Origin of the sequence: Paraburkholderia bryophila (genome assembly GCF_013409255.1) — a bacterium.
Classification (GTDB): domain Bacteria; phylum Pseudomonadota; class Gammaproteobacteria; order Burkholderiales; family Burkholderiaceae; genus Paraburkholderia.
Window position 1 is genome coordinate 1,192,478 of record NZ_JACCAS010000001.1, and the last position, 17,966, is coordinate 1,210,443.

The window sequence follows — 17,966 nt, forward strand, 5'->3', positions numbered from 1 at the left end:
GTTAGTGGCACAGCAGTCATCTTTTTGTCCGCGTGAGAGGTACTCCGCGTCAAATCGCGCTGCGGTATTCCCTAATCGGCGAGCGCGCACTCTGCGAATCGGACACCCAAAATCGAGTGCCCGGTCAAGCTTCCGAGGGCAATTCATGATCGCGTCCCTTTCATCGGCCGTGAGCCAATCTTAGTGCGCTACCACCCCGCGCCGCGATGAAGTCTTGGTGCGAACTCGCTTGCGCGGCATCGGACCCGTTGCACAAGTATTCTCTCCGTTGTCTGATGCCCCCTGCCCCGCCGTCGTCAGAAGCTCCGTTGCGTGACGCGCCGTCAGATGCATTTGAGGAACACCCTTCGCATCCAACGCGATGATGCCGTACAACTCCCGGTCAACCTCGACCTCTTGACGATAGTCTTCGCCGGTTTCGATCCAGAGCCCCAGTAACGTGCGCTGGCGATGTCTCTCGTCGAGCGTGATAGCCGGATTCTGATAAATCGAAGTTGCCAGCGTCAAGAGCTTTTCCAGTTGAGCTATTTGCCGCTCAATAAGACGGAAAGCCGATAGCGCAAGTTTCTCGTATTGAATGGCATCAACCGACGGGCGCGAAACGGTTCGAGAACTCTTGAGGGATTTACTCATGTGCGATCTCCAGTTGCTGACTTGGATCGCCCGACACTAGCCTGAAAAATTGGGTGAGCGGGCACATTGGCAGGGTTCACAGACCGGTACGCAACGCCAAAAACCGGCGAGCCGTGAGGCTCCCCCGCCAAGGCCCGCCCAATGAAAGAGACGTGCAAAGGCAGCCGCACGCCTGCGTTAGCAGGCCTGTGGGACGTTGCGTTTAACAGGCTGTGAAACCCGTTTGTCGTGACTACACGACAAAACGAGTCTAAAACGTATGACGTCGGGAGTGATCGCCCGCCCAGGCTAAATGGAGCACGGCGGCCTCATTTCCGAAATTTCCGAACGTGCTTGTCAGAGTGCCAAGAACCCCTTGATGCCGAACGGATCAGCGTCACTCATCAACCGCTACGGGTACATGGAGTACCGTGACGACACGCGCGGTGCTGCGAGAAGAATGACTGCTGTGTCACAAACGCGGAGTGTGCGAGAACCAGATTCGAGACGCGCCGCTACTGCGACTGTTCGAGGGATCTGCTTACGAGCTATCGATCGTGGACGACCGCGACGGCGCGCGAAGCGCCGCCGGAAGAATGACTGCTGTGTCACGAACGCGGAGTGTGCGAGAACTCCGATTCCAGATGCACCACTACCGAAACTGCGCGAGGGACCCGCTTAGCAGGGGCTATGCATGAACGACCGCGACGGCGCGCGCAGCGCCGCCGGAAGAATGACTGCTGTGTCACGAGCGTGGAGTGTGCGAGAGCACTGATTCCAGATGCACCACTACCGTGGCTGTGCGGGGGACCCGCTTAAGAATTAGCGGTGTGAGCGGCTTTCTCTTGCCTACTTCTCTTTGCCGCGGCAAAGAGAAGTAGGTGCCGCCCCGCACAGGGGCGACGCTAATAGACCACTAACAATGCAAGGAGAGGCCAACACCCGAAGAACCCAACCAAAGCACCGCACCGGAACCAAAACCCTCAAAGCTTCTGCTCCACAGCGAGCACCAAAATCCGGGTCCACTGTTTGGCTTGCCGCTCCCCGCTCATGGGCAAGAGCCAGACTTGATGCTTGGCATCTTTAACCTTAAGAGCGACTTGAGACTGCCCACCTTGAGCCTGCACCTCAGCCCCGAGCAAATCGGCAAAGATATAAGCCCCGACCTGATCGCCGAGCCGAACCTCGCAGAGCCTTTTGCCGGCGGCGAGCCGAACAGAGCCCCAATCACCTTGAAGCAGATGAGTCCAATCGCCGTCGCGAACATTAGCCGCCACATCTCGACGCCGCCGCCACCAAACAGCCACAGCCGCGACCACGATCAACCCCACCAGCACAGCAACCCCGACAGCAACACCCAACCCAAAAGCCGCCCGCAAGGCATCAAACGCCCGCACGGCCCCATAAACCACCGCGCCGAGCGCAAAGAGAACGACAAGAATCGGCATCACAAGCTCACAAGACAAAGACCTTCAGCCTAGCACGAGCAACGCCTCTCCCTCACCGCAAAAAACCATTGCAGAAACTGCGCCAGCGGCGCCCACAACCCTATTGCTGCGGATGCGCCGCCGCCCATTCCTTCACAGCCTTGAGCGTATTCTCCACATGCTTCTCGGGCGACAGACTCGTGTACTCATAGATGACCTTGCCATCCGGCGCGATCACATACGAAACGCGATTCGCCATCGACGCATGCATCGGAAACCCCGCGTCATACGCGCCGATCACCTTCGAATCCGCATCCGCTGCGACCGGAAACTTACTCCGGCATTCGCTCACGGAAAACTTCGTCAACGTATCGATGTTGTCATGCGACACGCCAATCACGGTCGCACCGTACTTCTTGTACTCATCGACCGCCTCAGCGAACTCATGAGCCTCGATCGTGCAACCCTTGGTAAAAGCCGCCGGATAGAAGTACAGCACCACCGGCCCTTTCTTCAACTCATCGGCGAGCGAATAGGTGTACGTCTTGCCACCCAGCGAAGCTTCAGCAGTGAACGCCGGCGCGGCATCGCCCGGCTTGAGCGTCGCGGAGGCCGTCAGCGAATAGATCGCGAAGCCGGCCGACATGACGGCGGCGAGCGCCATCGGTATGAATCTCTTCTTCATTTGCGGTTCCTCCGAGCGTTGATGCACGCGATTCGTCCAATGAGTCCATGACCGCATTGCCGAACAGCACAACAGATCGACAGCACGGCTACGGTCGCAGCACGCTATTGGACCACGTACCTGCAAGGTACGCACGATCGCATCGAAGGGATGCAAAAGAAAGGGAATATAAGCTCGCCGGTTCGAACCACGGCCCGCGACAATGCGGCGATGCAGTAACAGTAATCCGGCAGCGCGTGAATGCGGGGATGCAGCAAAACCCGCCCCATCACCTGGCAGCACCACGCGTGCCCCTTACGCCCCCCGCTCAAGCCGCCTCTTCGATATGCGCCCCGAACCAGGCCGCCGCCGACAGATTCAACTCCGCCAGCACCTCAGGCGTCAACGCAGCAAACCCCGCGGGCGCATCGACCGCCGCGGCGATCTGCGCCCCATCGGCGCCCTCGCCCGCCGCCTCTGCCAGCCGCAGCAAGATCCCGAGCGGCCCACTGCGCAACACGATCGCATCGCGAATCTGCGGCGCGAGCCCCAGCTTCTCCAGCACCACAGCCGGCGTGCTCCCCACCACCACATGCACCAGCGAAAAAATCCCGGTCATGAAAGCCGCATCGGCAAAATCGTCGTCCGACGGTCGCAGCCACCCCGCCGCCAGCTCCATAAACCGCGATCGCGTACCCGCCAGTTGCACCAGCGGATCGGCGCGCCACGGCAGATCGCCGCTATCCGCATACAGCAGCAGTTGCGCCCAGCGCGCGATCTGCCGCGTCCCGGTTGCAATAATGGCCTCGCGCAACGACGAGATATTCCGCCCCAACCCGAACGCGCTCGAATTGACCAGCCGCATCAACTGCACGACCACACTGGGATTGAGCTTCAGCTCCGCTTCGAGCTCGAAGATCCCCGCATCGCGCGACAGCAACGCCAGCAACCGCAGCAAGCCCGGCCGTGGCGACCGGTTACGCGGCGCGGCCAGCACCTGCGGCCGCGCGAAGAAATACCCCTGAAACAGATCGAAGCCCAGATCGCGGGCCAGCTCGAAGTCTTCCCGTGTCTCCACCTTCTCGGCAATCAACGTCTTGCCCTGCGCCCGCAGCATCGACGCCAGCTTCGGCAGCGCGGCCCGTTCGGTCAGCAAAAAGTCGATCTTGACGATATCCGCATAGGGCAGCGCAGCGAGCACGTCGTCCGTGAGTTCGACCACGTCGTCGAGCGCCACCTGAAACCCGGCCCGGCGCAACTCCCCCAGCCGGCGCGCAAGGAGCGCGTCGAATTTCACGGTTTCGAGGATTTCGAGCACGAAGCGCTCGGGCGGCATCAGATGGACGATGTCGTTGAACAGCAGCGCGCGGTCGATATTGACGAAGCCGCGATGCAGCCCCAGCGCCGCCTGCACGCCGATCCCGCCGATCGCGCGGGCCACCACCTGGGCGGTCGCCTGGGCGTCGTCGGTGACTTCGGCATAGTTATGCGCGCCGGCGCGGAACAAAAGCTCGTAGGCGCTCAGCGCGCCGTGGCGATCGAGGATTGGCTGGCGGCCGAGGTAGACAAACTGCGCGGCGGACGCCTGTTCGGCGTGGTCGGCGGTTGAGTCAAGCACCTCGAGTCGGGGGATGGCCCTGACAGATTGGCGTTCAGACATGGATCACAGGAGCAAGTATTCAAAAAACGACGCGGCAACAACCTCACAGTCGTACCGCACAACGGGTATGAATCATTAACGGACAACCGGCCATCCCACTTTAATGGAATCGACGCCGCGCGACGCCGCCGTTCCCTTACCGCGTGTTTTTTTTAGTAGCGGCTAAAGATTTCCCGCCGACGGTCGTTATCTCGTTCTGATGGGGCGGCCTGATAACCTCTCGGCCGTCCGATCCCGGCGGCGAGCAAAGCGCCCCGCCTGCAGACGAATACAGGTTGCCAGCGACAAACATGGAAGCGAACAGGATCACCGCGCCCCGCCGGGGCTCCTTGCGCACGGTCATGGACCGGCTTCGTGCGTTCGGCCGGCGTGCGGACGTCAAACCGCAGACGGCCTCGAGCCGCGCTGCGCAACTGGAACAGGTGGTCGGCGCCGTCGACCTGCTGGCGCACATCGACGACGAGTTGCGCTTCATCTACGTCTCCGATGCCAGCCTGCGCTTTATCGGCTATCACCGCGAGTACCTCGAGACCATCACGCTGCACGATCTGGTGGCGGCGGCCGACGTGCCGCGCCTCGACGCGCTGCTGACGCTCGCGGCGACCACCGGCAACGTCGAGAAAGCCACGCTGGGCCTGATCAAGTCGCTGACCTACCCGATCACCGTCGAACTGCGCGTGGTGCGCAGCAGCCACGACGGCACCGACGGCTATGCGATCGCCGGCTTCGACGTGTCCGCCTGGCGCGCAACCGAAGAACGTCTGACCCAGGCGCTGCATCTGGACCGCCTGACCAATCTGGCCAACCAGTCGGCGCTGATCCCGGCGCTGCTCGACGCGCAACTGCAAGCGGACGCGCACGGCACGCCGACCGCGCTGCTGCTGCTCGACCTCGACGACTACCAGCGCGTCAACCGCGCGCTCGGCTACGATGCCGGCGACGAAATGCTGCGCGACACGTCGCGACGTCTGCTGAACATGACGAGCCCCAACGAAACGGTGGCGCGCGTGGCCAGCGACGAGTTTGCGATTCTCGTCAAACCCGCCGCCAACCGCACCGACGCGGCCGCCGCCGCCGAGGCGCTGGCGCGGCGTCTGCTGACCGCGATCCAGCAGCCGTATGTGTATAACGGCCAGCAGGTTCACCTGTCGGCGAGCATCGGCATCGCACTCTATCCGGACGTGCGCCACGCCAACGACAACGCCAGCCACGACACGCATCTGCTGCGCTGGGCCGACCATGCGTTGCTGCAGGCCAAGGCGGCCGGCGGCAACACACTCGCCTTCTACGTCCCGGACGACAACCCGGCCGACGCCGAACGTCTGAAGCTCGAAGCCGATCTGTACGACGGCGTGCGCAACGGCGAATTCTCACTGCACTTCCAGCCGATCACGAGCAGCCGCACGCACGGCGTGGTCGGCGTCGAGGCGCTGATCCGCTGGTTGCATCCGGTACACGGTCTGGTGCCGCCGTCGATGTTCATTCCGCTCGCGGAGTCGATCGGCCTGATCAACTTCCTCGGCAACTGGGTGCTGAAGGTGGCCTGCATGCAACTGATCCAGTGGGACGCGAAGGGGATCTCGCTGCAATACGTGGCCGTCAACGTGTCGCCGCAGCAATTCCGCGATCCGCGTTTCAAGGACTCGGTGCGCGAAGCGATCGAGCTGACCGGCATCGACCCGCGCCGCCTCGTGTTCGAGATCACCGAAAGCCTGCTGATGCACGACCCGGCGCACGCCAAGGGTCTGCTCGAAGAATTGACGGCAATGGGCATCCGTTTTGCGGTCGACGATTTCGGCACTGGCTATTCGAGTCTGGCTTACCTGCAACGATTCCCGTTGGCCAAACTCAAGATCGACAGGAGTTTTGTCGAGAATCTGCTAACCTCCCGGAACGATCAGGCAATCGTTAGCGCGGTCGTCGGACTGGCGCAGACGCTCGATCTCGAACTGGTCGCCGAGGGCGTCGAAACAGAAGAGCAGCGCGCGCTGCTCACCGAGATGGGCTGCGACCATATTCAGGGGTGGCTCGTCTGCAAGGCGTTGCCCTCCGACGAACTCGCGCAGCGTTTCGAAGCGCGCACGCTTCACTTGCATACCGCGTAGCAATGCAGGTCGAGCGCTCAGGTAGCGGATCATGCAGCGGAACAAGCCGGTCTACCAGGACCGGCGTGGCACTCATTGGAACATGTATGGCTTTGGCGGGACTCACATGGTAAAGGCGGCGGTGCTCGACCGGCTCTGGACGCGAATGAGCGAGCGCGGCGATTTCCCCATGCTGTCGCAATCGCTGCGCACCACCATGGCGGCGATGAACAATGACGACCTCGACTTCACCGGCCTCGTGCAGGTGGTCCTGTCGGATTTCGCCCTGACGCAAAAGGTGCTGCGACTCGCCAACTCGGCGATGTACATGGCGTTCGGCGGCAACATCACCACGGTGTCGCGCGCGCTGATGGTGCTCGGCATGGACGCGGTCGGCCACCTCGTGGTTGGCCTGAAGATCGTCGATCACTTCCATCACAGCGCGCCGCGCCGCATCGACGCGAAACTCGAACTGAACCGCACACTGCTGTCGGGCTGCGTCGCGCGCAAGCTGACCGAGCGCGGCGATCTGCGCGCCGGCGAAGAAGCGGTCGTCTGCACGCTCATGCGGCAGATCGGCAAGCTGCTCGTGGTGTTCTATCTCGACGCGGAGTGGGACCAGATTCGCCGCCACATCGACGCCGGCACGCTCGAAGCCGATGCCTGCGTGCTGGTGCTCGGCGTGACCTTCGACGAAATCGGCGAGGAAGCCGCGGTGCGCTGGCGCCTGCCCGACATGATCCGCTCCGGCATGGGCGAGTTCGATCCGCAAGATACCGAACAGCCGCGCCAGGTGCAGTGGCTGCGCGCCATCACCAATTACTCGACAGCGGTTGCCGGCGTGCTCACCCAGCAGAACATGCCGGATTGGGACCGCGAGCAACGCATCGCTGAACTGGCGCAGGAATATAGCCGCGTCCTGAACACTGACCCCGACGTGCTGCTCGAAATGAGCCTCGCGCTCGCCCGCGAAGAAGGCGGCGACGGCGTGATGGCCGAGATCGTCGAGTTGCGCGCGAACGCAGACGCGATTGCACGCGAAGCACTCAGCCCGGAAGATCGCATCGCGGTCGGCGTCGAGGATCTGCGCGGTCTGCCCGTTGGCAGCCCGCTCGCCCCGGCACTCGCTCTCGCGGCCGAAACCGTGCTGGCTGGCTTAGGCTTTGCACGCACGGTGGTGTTCGTCAAGCACAGCAACGGCACGTTCAAGGCGCGCCTTGGTCTGGGTCCGAAGATCGACGCGGCGCTCCCTAAACTCAGCTTCAACACCGCGTTCGAACCCGACGTGTTCCATCTCGCGATCGCGAACTCGGTGGGCATCTTCATCGAGAACGCGCGCGATCCGAAAATGGTTGCGAGGCTGCCCGAATGGTTCCGCCGCTCGTTCGACGACGCCCGCGCCTTCGTGCTGCTACCGGTCGTCGACGAAAGCGATCAGACCGTCGCGCTACTCTACGGCGACTGGTCTCATACGCAGGAGCCACGACGAATTTCTCAAAAGGAAATGAGCGTACTAAATGAATTGGCCAAGGAGTTAGGCCGTTTTTTCGGCCTGGGGCAGATGCGGGAAATGGAGACGATGTGAAAACCTGGCGAGATCGTTGATCGCCACGCTTCACTCTCCTGATTCTGGATTTGCCCGACGCCGGGTTTCAATCGATGTGCCAAGGCCGGCATGCTACGCATGCCGGCCTTGCTGTTTCTGCTTCTTATGATCGAGCGCCGACGCTCAATCTTCGATGCGTTCCAGCCCTTCCGCGCTGCGATCCGCGACACCGGCCCATGCGCCCGCCGCCAGTCCCATCTGCGCGACCTCTTCCACCGTCAACGGCTTCAGACGCTCGCACAGCATGGCGATCTCGTCCCATGCGCCGCGCTCGAGCGCTTCGACCGCGCTCAGCAACAGACCCAACACCCCCTCGCGTTGCAGAATCGCGGATTGAATCGGACGCGACAGCGTCAGCACGTTCAGCGTGCTTTCGAGCGAACCGCCGAACACCGCGTCGACGAATGAAAACACGCCGGTCAGGAATGCCGCGTCGGCTTCGTCGCGGCCGGCTTCGGGCAGGCGTTCGATCGCCAGTTCCATGAAGCGCGCGCGGGTCGCCGCGAGTTGCAGCAACGGGTCGTCTTCAAGCGCGACCTTGCGGCCGTCGGCGTAGAGCAGCAACTGCGTCCAACGCGCGATGCGGTCAGTGCCGGTCGCGTTGATCGCGTCGCGCAGCGTGGTCACTTTGTGGCCGACCGCCAGGCCGCTCGAATTCGCCAGCTTCATCAGATGCATCACGAGCACCGGATTCAGCTTCAACTCGGCTTCGAGTTGCGCGACGGTCGGCTCGCCCGCCAGCAATTGCAGCAGGTTCAGCAACGCATGACGCGGCGCGCTGACACGACGCGTCATCGAGGTCTGCGGACGCGCGAAGAAGTACCCCTGGAAACGATCGAAGCCGAGACCATGCGCGGTCTCGAAGTCGGCCTGCGCGTCGAGACCCGATGCGATCAACAGCTTGCCCGCCGACTTCAGCACGCTCGCCAGTTTCGGCAACAACGCGGCCGGCGCACGCGCAATGTCGATCTTGACGACTTCGACGTATGGCAGCAGTTTGGCGAACGTCTCGTTGGGCTGCGTCACGTCGTCGAGCACGAAGCGATAGCGGCGGCCATGCATTTGCACGATACGCAGAATCAGCGCGTCGTCGACGACGATCGACGGCGACAGTTCGAGCATGAAGCGCTCGGCCGGCAAGCGCAGGATCGCATCGTCGAGCAGCATCTCACGGCTTACATCGACGTAAGCCGGATGACCGGTGAGCGCGCCGCGCAGATTGCCGTGAATCAAGCCGCGAATCACGGCTCGCCTCACTAACTGCGCGGGATCGGGTGCGCGGTTCGCTTGCGCGTCGGCGTCAGTGTCGGGAGCCGCTTCGGTTCCGGGTTCGATTTGTGCAGACGCCGTTGCAGCAGCCGCGGCGCTCGTAGCGTCCGCCGGCGTATGCGCCGCGTCCGCACTCCCCGGCATGGCCGGCTCAAGCACCTTGATTTCGTAGCCGCACAGCATGCCATCACGATTCAGGATCGGCTGACGCGCGAAGCTGGCATTGAGTTGCGCATCGTCCGCAGCGCTGGTGTGGCTCGGATTCTCGATTGCGACGTTGGTCATTCAGGTCATCCCCCGCTCAGCGCCGCCCGGCGCCGCCTGCTGTATTTTGGTTTTGCCGCATTCAACACACGCCGTTCAAGGTCCAAAGACCCGCGGCGCCCGCGATGCGCCCGGCGATTTTAGCGCAGCGCGCCATGCCCGGACATGTCAATGAAGCAATATCTCGAAATAATTGGAGAGGTGTCGGAAAGAGCTACGGCGCGGAATCGACGATACTGTGATGCGGTGCAACAGCGTTCCTCCTGCCTTTAACCACCAAGGAAAAATATGGACGTCAAAAGCGTGCTGTCGAATGCCTTCGCGATGCCGATCACGAGCCCGGCATTTCCCATGGGCCCATATCGTTTCATCAATCGCGAGTTCCTGATCATCACCTACCGCACCGACCCGGACAAACTGCGCGCGGTGGTGCCCGAGCCGCTCGAAATCGGTGAGCCGCTGGTGCACTACGAGTTCATCCGCATGCCGGACTCGACCGGCTTCGGCGACTACACGGAAAGCGGTCAGGTGATTCCGGTGTCGTATAACGGCGTCGCGGGCGGCTACACGCTCGCCATGTATCTGGACGATCATCCGCCGATCGCCGGCGGCCGCGAATTGTGGGGCTTTCCGAAGAAGCTCGCGAGTCCGGTGCTGTCGGTCCACACCGACACGCTCGTCGGCACGCTCGATTACGGCCCGGTGCGAATCGCCACGGGCACGATGGGCTACAAGCATCGGCAGCTCGACCTCGCGCAGCAGAAGAAGCGCCTGGAAACGCCGAACTTTCTGCTCAAGGTGATTCCGCACGTGGACGGCACGCCGCGCATTTGCGAACTGGTGCGTTACTACCTGCAGGACATCGATCTGAAAGGCGCATGGACCGGTCCGGCTGCGCTCGAACTGGCGCCGCATGCGCTCGCGCCGGTCGCGGAATTGCCCGTGCTGGAGATCGTGGAGGCGAGGCATCTGCTCGCCGACCTGACGCTCGGTCTCGGCGAAGTGGTGTTCGATTATCTCGACCAGCCGAAGGTGAATGCGCGTTGAGTTGCAGGAGAGTTGCTGTTGGGCGATGCGCTGACAGTGACGCGCATTGACGTCATGACGCAGTGTCGCCTCATAAGCAAAACGGCCGCTATTGCGGCCGTTTTGCTGTCCATCGGAAGCAGCGTGCTGCTTCGATCGGCGCGTTACTTCAACACCACCTTCACATCGAAGTACTTCGCGGCCAGACGGTCGATCGTGCCGTCCGCCTTCAGCGCCTTCAGCGCCTGGTTCAGCTCGTCCTTCAACGCCTTGTCACCCTTGCGAACGCCATAGCCGACGCCAGCGCCGAGCAGCTTCTCGTCGCTGACAGCCGGACCGGCGAAGTCGAAGCCCGCACCCTGCGGCTTCTTCAGGAAGCCCTTCGAAGCGGCTTCCGCGTCCTGGAACGACGCGTCCAGACGACCCGATGCCAGATCGGCGTAGATCTGGTCTTGCGTCTGATACGGCACGACGTCGACACCAGCCGGCGCCCAACGCGCCTTCGCGTAGGTTTCCTGGATCGTGCCTTGCAGCACGCCGACGTGCTTGCCCTTCAGCGAAGCCGGCGTCGGCAGCAGACCGCTGCCCTTCTTCGCGATCATCTGATTCGGGATCGTGTAGATCGGATCGGTGAAGTCGATCGCCTGACGGCGTTGCTCGGTGATCGTCATGTCCGAGTTGATCGCGTCGAACTTACGCGCCTGCAACGCGGGGATCAGACCGTCGAACGCGTTCTCGACCCACACGCATTTCACTTTCAGCTTCGCGCACACGGCGTTGCCGACGTCGATATCGAAACCTTGCAGCTCGCCCGACGGCGACTTCGATTCGAACGGCGCATACGACGCTTCGACGCCGAAGCGCACTTCCTTGAGATCCGCCGCGGATGCGGAGCCAGCCGCTGCCGTTGCCGTCGCGAACAGCGCGAGCGCAGCCATGTTTCGCCAATTCATCTTCATTACGGGTGTTCCTCTACGGTATTGAATAAGACGGAGCCGAATCCTGGCAAGCATCATTGCCGCGCCAAAAATGCGATTCAAACTCGTGCGGCCGATGTGGTGCAGCGCAACAGCCGCGAGGCCGGGATTGTACAGGCTTCGTCGGGCATGCCTGGCGGGCGGGGGCTGGCGTGAACTTCTGGCGTGTGCGAATCGATGCACCGCAAACGTGCAAATTCGTGTCGCGTTCAGGCAAGGTGGTGGGGGTGATTCAAGCGAGACGGAGTTGGCGGCGGTAGCGCCTTCCATTTTGCGTTTAAGGTGCCAGGCAGATAAAGCGCCTTAATCCATTCCACCAGAAAGTGGCCGTTGCCCTTGACGCCCCAAAATGATGTCACCGGTTGCTCGCGCACGCCGTGGCATGTATTGGGCAATCAGGCCGAGGCCGCTTGAAATCGGGAATCGTAATCCATTTGCCCAACCGAAAGAACATCGGGAAGATCGTTTGACAAAATCCGTGGATATGCCGAGCACATATTTAGTTTTCAGAAATTTATGCCACTTCACACTTACGGGCATCGAACGTCTGGTTCATCGGTCGGGAGTTTCGTAAAATCGCACCGAGCGCGTTCGCTCGTTTAGCTAACACGAAGAGGCTGTATGGGAGCGCAGGACATAATCGGGGCAATGACTGGCGGACTCGTCCAGAGTGATCGCCTGCTGAAGCTGGATACGTCACTGGGAAATAATGTCCTGGTGCCCCAGCGAGTCGTTGGTCATTCTCGAATTGGCCGTCACTACGAGTTCACAGTTGATGTCGTGTCTACCTCCGATACGATTGAACTCAAGAAACTGATCGCCCAGCCGGTAACGCTTTGGGTTCAACAGACCGACAGGTCCTATCTCCCTCATCACGGTTATGTGCATACCGCGCGGCGTCTCGGGTCGGACAGCGGCTTGACGAGTTATCAGATCGGCTTTGCATCGTGGATGCACTTTCTGCGCTTCCGTAAAGATGCACGAATCTGGCAAGACAAGCCAGCCGACGAAATCCTGACCGACGTCTTCAACATGCATCCGCAGGCCCAAGGTGCATTTCGCTTTGCCCTGAGCAAGCCCCTGCCCTCGCGTTCGTTCTGCATGCAATACGAGGACGACTGGAATTTCGTCCACCGGCTGATGGAAAACGAAGGGCTATTCGGATACTTTGAGCAGGCCAGCGACGGTAAGTCCCATACATTCATCCTCACGGACAGCCTGGACACGCTCCAGCCACTTTCGCCGCAGAGTGTCGAGTTCTATCGCGCGGGCACGAATAGCGAAGCCGATGCGCTAGTGCAGTGGTCAGGAACGCGAACACTCCAGAGCACGACGCTCACAACGCGCACCTTCGATTACAAGGCACCTGGGTCGTCCTTTAATCCGAAGGGCACCAATATCCCGACACTACCCACGCAGGGGAACTTACCCCAGCAGGCGGAGGTGTATGAATACACGGGCACCTATACCTACGGCAAACAGGATAGGGGCGATGCGCTGTCAAAAATCCGTATGGAAGAATGGGAATCGCGGGCAAAACGGTTCTATGGCTCAGGCGGTGTGCGTGGTGCCGATGCAGGTCGCTGGTTCGAACTGGATGATCATCCCGACCATGCGACAGATAGTCAGCAAAACCGCCAGTTTGCGATTATCGAAGCCACCTGGTTCATCGAGAACAATCTGCCGGTGTCCAGTCAGGCTACCGATTTCCCGCACAGCCTGAAGAGCAAACTCGCCGCCGCAGAAGCTAACCATGCCGGTCTGAAAATCACGCACGCGGATGGCAGCGAAGGTTTCTTTTTCGTCGAGATCGAAGCACAACGCAAGGTGATTGCGTATCGCAGCCCCTTCGAACATCACAAGCCAGCAATGCACTTGCAATCGGCGACCGTTGTCGGCCCTGCGAATGCCGAGGTCTATACCGATCCGCTGAATCGGATCAAGGTTCGCTTCCATTGGGATCGGCTCAATAGCGGCGACGAGAAAGCATCGTGTTGGGTGCGCGTCGCGATGTCCGATACCGGCGGCGGGTACGGTGGTGTGCATGTGCCGAGAGTCGGCGAAGAGGTCCTGATTAGCTGGATAGACGGCGATTGCGATAGACCCCTCGTAACAGGCCGTGTTTACAACGGCGCGACGAAACCGCATTGGCATTCCAACGGTCTGCTATCGGGCTACAAGTCGAAGGAATATCAAGGCAGCGGCTACAACCAGATGGTGATGGACGACTCCAGTGGTCAGAACCGTGTTCAGCTTTATTCAACGAGTACGAACGCACATTTGCATCTGGGTTACCTGATCGCACAGACCGGCAACACTCGCGGGGCCTATCTCGGCAGTGGCTTCGACCTGAAGTCGGATGCTTACGGCGCGGTGCGTGCGGGCCAAGGCCTGTATGTCACAACCTACCCGGCGTCCTACCAGCCACTGGATGCACGGCAAACAACCTCGCAGTTAGTGAATTCGGAAAGCGTGCTGGAAGCGATGTCGAATGCCAGCACGACACATCAGGCAGAAAGTCTCAAGGATGGCTACGACTCGCTGAAGTCATACACGGACGCGACGCGGAACAGCGTGTCGGGTTCGTCGTCAGGCGGTAACACCGCTGGCGGTGGAACCGGAAACGCAAATGCGTTCAAGGAGCCGGTCATGCTGTTCGGTAGTCCGTCAGGCATTGCGTTGTCTACGCAGAAATCCGCCCATGTCTCCGCCGATCAACAGGTCAATCTGATTAGCGGGCAAAGCACGTACATCGCAACCGGTAAATCGCTCATCGCAAGTGTCGCGGAAAAACTGAGCCTGTTTGTGCAGAATGCCGGGATGAAGCTCTTCGCAGCCAAGGGTAAGGTCGAACTTCAGGCCCACGCGGATAACATCGAACTAACCGCGCAGAAGACAGTGAAGCTGCTGTCCGCGACGGAAAAGATTGAAGCGGCGGCGAAGCAAGAAATCCTTCTGACATCCGGTGGCGCCTACATTCGCATCAAGGACGGCAACATTGAAATTCATGCACCAGGCAAGATTGATATCAAGGGTAGCCAGCATAGTTTTGCTGGTCCCGCTGAGACCGCTTATCCACTTCCGGCGTTGCCTTTCGATCACTTGTATGACCGGCCGGTATGGCTTGTAGACAACAGCGGATATGCAATCGTTGATCGACCTATTCGTGTCCATCTAAAAAACGGACAGGTCGTTACTGGGAAGACTGATCACGACGGAGTCGCACAGTTGGCTATTAGCAACCAGGCGGACGTTCTCCGTGTGGAGATCCTGAAGAAAATCCGGGGAAAAACGGTATGATCAACGATGACTTGCAACAACCCGATTTGTTGGCCGGTAGCGACGCCATTTTTCCGGTCTTTTTGCGAACCAACGTGAGCCCTGACTCCGGTGAACCGCAAACGCAATTGTCTGGTGGGCCGTTCGCCTACGAGACCGGATATATATGTAATGTCGCGATTGCAGACGAGATCGTTGAGATGATACGGAACTCGGGCGAAAGCACGGAAGTCCAACAACATCATGACGTGCCCTTGACACCAAAGGCACCTGCGCCTTCATCTACACAACCGGCTGTAAATACTCCACCGGTGCCGAAAAAGAAAAACAAGAATGACACTGCGGATCATCAGCAACTGATCGACAGGCTGAACAAACCGCCTCATGTCATTGAATTCCAAGGCGTTATTCTTGACAGAAACGAGCGACTGCAAATCATTGCTGCAATCGCTTTATGCGAGAGCGGACACGATCCTTTTACCGCCGAAAATCGCGATACGGAGTTCCATGCGCAACCAAGTCCTAGCTTGAGCTATGGCCGTCTGGTACATATAGGATTGTCATACGGAATCATTCAGTTCACTCAAGACAGCGGAAGTTTAGGAAAGCTCCTGCAAAGAATGGTTCAGAAAGACAGCGCAAAGTTCGCCGAGGTGTTCGGTGACAATTACGCAGAGTTAATAGCGCTCACGACCACCGGCATCGACGTTTCGAATGTTGATTATGCGTCCGGCCAGGCCCATTGGAATTCGATACGTCACACAAGCGAGGGGACGCATTTGGCTTACCTCGCGGCCCACCACACTCTACCGGTCAGTAGCGAAATTCGCGGAAAACGGGTTCAACCTATTGCTGTGAATGTTGGAGGTCTGAAGCAAGACCTGTGGGAAGGCAAATGGGCAACCCGCTTTGTGGAAGCAGGCAAAGTGGACGCCTTCCAAGAGGCTGAATTGGATTTTGCGGTGGAAGGGTATATGAATCCCGCACTCAAATTCTGCAAGGACAAGAATATCCGGTCTGCGCTTGGCATAGCGTTTGTGACAGCGTGTGCGATTCGCGGCGCTAAAAAAATGCTCATTACGGCTGCAGCGAAGTGCTGTGGTGTTGCAGTTCCCTTCGTCAGTGGAGACGATGAGAAACGGGCGGTGGAATATATCGCGCACCTCGATCCGACCCATGCCAACACGCTTGCAGGTATCCCTGTCCAACGCGATGAGATTGTTCGTGCCAAAACACTCTTAAAGGACGAAACAGGATTTCTTGCTGAAGATCTGTACTACCCCGCCACGTATACGTCCGAATACGATCACTAATGTTTAAGATGCCCACCATGAAATTTAATCGCTACCTCGTTCTCGCTTTGTCCTGTGTTTCTTTGAACGCCTTTGCCTTGGACTGCAATAACCCTCCTGGAGGGACTGACCTGGCGAGCGCGCAAGGCAATTTCCAGTGCGCGGAGAAAGCACGTGTTGCAGCCGACAAAGTGCTCAACGATACCTACAAGAAGCTGCTTGGCAGCCTTAAGGATGATTCGGAAAAAGAGAACTTTTCCCGGACTCAAATCGTATCGGCACAGCGCGCGTGGGTCGCATTCAGAGATGCAGAGTGTGAATTTCGAACAAGTTTGAGCGGTGGCGCGCATCAGTGGCTAGTCGTGAACCGATCCCAATGTATCGCTGAATTAACTGCCGATAGGACTAAGGCGCTGCAGAGTTATTTAGAGCAAGCTCAGTCTCAGTGAGTACAATGCGGATGCGTGATAAAAACGATATTATTTTGCATTTTTCCGAAATAAACTGAGCAACAACTCACCTCCGAACAACGGATGAAGAAGCATGTGAAGCGGACGCAGCGACTGGTTCAGGCTTGGTGCGATCAAGGACCAGCAGATCAGCCGTGTTTCCAGCGTGAGGCGGGGATGACCGAAAAGTCCTACGCACATCGGGCGGCTTAAACCCTTGTCATATAAGGGCACGTCCGACGTGCCTAAGGTCATCGAGCTTTCTTGGGGAACGGAAGGCTGAGTCCGATCGTAGTCCACTCGAACATCACAAGCCCGTGATGCATTTTCAGTCACCGATTGTCGTTGGCCCTGCGAACGCGGACGTCTATACCAATCCGCTGAATCCTATGAATCGCATCAAGGTTCGTTTCCATAGGCATCGACTCAACAACGACAACGAGAAAGCATCGTGCCGGGCGCGGGCCGCGATGTCCGATGCCAGCGGTGGGTACGTTGGTGTGCATGTCTCAACAGTCGGTGAAGAAGTGCTGATCAACTGGGTGAACGGCGATTGCGATAGACCCTTCGTAACAGGCTGCGTTTACAACGGCGCCGCGAATCCTCACTGGCATTCCAAGGGCCTGTAACATGATACACGGTATAAAACTTACAGATTCAACAGCGGGCATCGGCGGCACAATTTTTTGGAAATACAATCAGCAATGCCTGGATGTTACGGGTGGGAATGAATATCGATGAAGAGCGCGTTCGCCGCAATGATCATGGTTGTCTCCAGTATCGGATGGGCTGCTCCCCCAAGCGAAAATCTGGTTAAAAGTTGCCTTCAGGCACGGGCAGTTGCGCCCTCCGTCACCATCCGGAACATTAATGTGGACGAGGTTTTTCAAGAGGATGACTACGCGAACGGATTCAATGCAGGCTATATCTTAAAATATGAAGGTACCGATATGGGTTACGCTGAAAGAAAACCAGATCAGGCGTTAATCTATTCTGGAAAACTCTATCGACTGTCCAAGTCCATACCCATTGGCAACAACGGGAAGGCCAAGCCCGCCGCATTCAATCCGATGCTGGCACAATGGAGTCTTGCCAAAGAGGGAAAACATCAGTATTTTTGTGTTGGCTTCAATTTTGACGGACTTGGACAAAGCGGTTCATTTCAAAATGTGCACGGAGGGTATCTCTTGAATTTAAAAAATAGAGATTTATATTTTGCTGTGCGTGACATCAGGCAATGATTCCGGACAGGATAGGTACGATCCGTGCAAATCGCACCGCTCGCATGCTCTTACCTTAAGCCTCATTGCATCACGCGAGTTTGTACGCGAGATGCAATGGGGCTTCCTGCCGCGGT

At 59.1% G+C, this 17,966-nt stretch carries 14 protein-coding genes; 8 read left to right on the forward strand and 6 right to left on the reverse strand.

Annotated features, from left to right (window positions below):
- Nucleotides 1–180 precede the first annotated feature (180 nt).
- The 4 genes from GGD40_RS05345 to GGD40_RS05360 form a co-directional block, all read right to left on the reverse strand.
- A complete protein-coding gene (locus tag GGD40_RS05345; protein WP_179743014.1) occupies nucleotides 181–633 on the reverse strand; it encodes a hypothetical protein in 453 nt (150 codons plus the stop codon).
- Nucleotides 634–1,595: 962 nt separating this feature from the next.
- On the reverse strand, nucleotides 1,596–2,060 hold the full coding sequence (locus GGD40_RS05350; RefSeq protein ID WP_179743015.1) for a hypothetical protein: 465 nt from the start codon (nucleotides 2,058–2,060) through the stop codon (nucleotides 1,596–1,598).
- A 100-nt stretch (nucleotides 2,061–2,160) separates the two neighbouring features.
- A complete protein-coding gene (locus GGD40_RS05355) occupies nucleotides 2,161–2,724 on the reverse strand; it encodes a peroxiredoxin (RefSeq protein ID WP_179743016.1) in 564 nt (187 codons plus the stop codon).
- Nucleotides 2,725–3,031: 307 nt separating this feature from the next.
- On the reverse strand, nucleotides 3,032–4,363 hold the full coding sequence (locus GGD40_RS05360; RefSeq protein ID WP_179743017.1) for an EAL and HDOD domain-containing protein: 1,332 nt from the start codon (nucleotides 4,361–4,363) through the stop codon (nucleotides 3,032–3,034).
- Between the two features lie 290 nt (nucleotides 4,364–4,653).
- Here GGD40_RS05360 and GGD40_RS05365 point away from each other — a divergent pair, with 290 nt between their 5' ends.
- The gene (locus tag GGD40_RS05365; protein WP_179743018.1) at nucleotides 4,654–6,468 is read left to right on the forward strand and encodes a putative bifunctional diguanylate cyclase/phosphodiesterase; all 1,815 of its coding nucleotides are present in this window, start codon (nucleotides 4,654–4,656) and stop codon (nucleotides 6,466–6,468) included.
- 106 nt (nucleotides 6,469–6,574) lie between these two features.
- The gene (locus GGD40_RS05370; protein ID WP_179708761.1) at nucleotides 6,575–8,032 is read left to right on the forward strand and encodes an HDOD domain-containing protein; all 1,458 of its coding nucleotides are present in this window, start codon (nucleotides 6,575–6,577) and stop codon (nucleotides 8,030–8,032) included.
- A 144-nt stretch (nucleotides 8,033–8,176) separates the two neighbouring features.
- On the opposite strand, the gene GGD40_RS05375 is transcribed toward GGD40_RS05370, so the two are convergent.
- The gene (locus tag GGD40_RS05375) at nucleotides 8,177–9,607 is read right to left on the reverse strand and encodes an EAL and HDOD domain-containing protein (protein ID WP_179743019.1); all 1,431 of its coding nucleotides are present in this window, start codon (nucleotides 9,605–9,607) and stop codon (nucleotides 8,177–8,179) included.
- A 267-nt stretch (nucleotides 9,608–9,874) separates the two neighbouring features.
- Between GGD40_RS05375 and GGD40_RS05380 the strand changes: the two genes are divergently transcribed.
- Nucleotides 9,875–10,633, forward strand: a complete 759-nt coding sequence (locus tag GGD40_RS05380; RefSeq protein WP_176057972.1) for an acetoacetate decarboxylase — start codon at nucleotides 9,875–9,877, stop codon at nucleotides 10,631–10,633.
- Between the two features lie 143 nt (nucleotides 10,634–10,776).
- On the opposite strand, the gene GGD40_RS05385 is transcribed toward GGD40_RS05380, so the two are convergent.
- Entirely contained in the window at nucleotides 10,777–11,571 is a 795-nt protein-coding gene (locus tag GGD40_RS05385; RefSeq protein WP_179743020.1) for an ABC transporter substrate-binding protein, read from the reverse strand.
- A gap of 639 nt (nucleotides 11,572–12,210) precedes the next feature.
- On the opposite strand from GGD40_RS05385, the gene GGD40_RS05390 reads away from it, so the two are divergent.
- The 5 genes from GGD40_RS05390 to GGD40_RS05410 all read left to right on the forward strand — a co-directional run bounded on the left by GGD40_RS05390 (nucleotide 12,211) and on the right by GGD40_RS05410 (nucleotide 17,850).
- Nucleotides 12,211–14,889 (forward strand): type VI secretion system Vgr family protein, encoded by a 2,679-nt coding sequence (locus GGD40_RS05390; protein WP_179743021.1) that lies wholly within the window; start codon nucleotides 12,211–12,213, stop codon nucleotides 14,887–14,889.
- Complete coding sequence (locus GGD40_RS05395) at nucleotides 14,886–16,181, forward strand: hypothetical protein (protein WP_179743022.1); 1,296 nt, start codon at nucleotides 14,886–14,888, stop codon at nucleotides 16,179–16,181. The genes GGD40_RS05390 and GGD40_RS05395 overlap by 4 nt, the downstream gene beginning before the upstream one ends.
- Nucleotides 16,182–16,198: 17 nt before the next feature.
- On the forward strand, nucleotides 16,199–16,609 hold the full coding sequence (locus tag GGD40_RS05400; protein ID WP_179743023.1) for a lysozyme inhibitor LprI family protein: 411 nt from the start codon (nucleotides 16,199–16,201) through the stop codon (nucleotides 16,607–16,609).
- Nucleotides 16,610–16,929: 320 nt separating this feature from the next.
- The gene (locus GGD40_RS05405; protein ID WP_179743024.1) at nucleotides 16,930–17,238 is read left to right on the forward strand and encodes a phage baseplate assembly protein V; all 309 of its coding nucleotides are present in this window, start codon (nucleotides 16,930–16,932) and stop codon (nucleotides 17,236–17,238) included.
- 108 nt (nucleotides 17,239–17,346) lie between these two features.
- Nucleotides 17,347–17,850, forward strand: coding sequence for a hypothetical protein (locus GGD40_RS05410; RefSeq protein WP_179743025.1), 504 nt, complete (start codon nucleotides 17,347–17,349; stop codon nucleotides 17,848–17,850).
- Nucleotides 17,851–17,966: the final 116 nt, after the last annotated feature.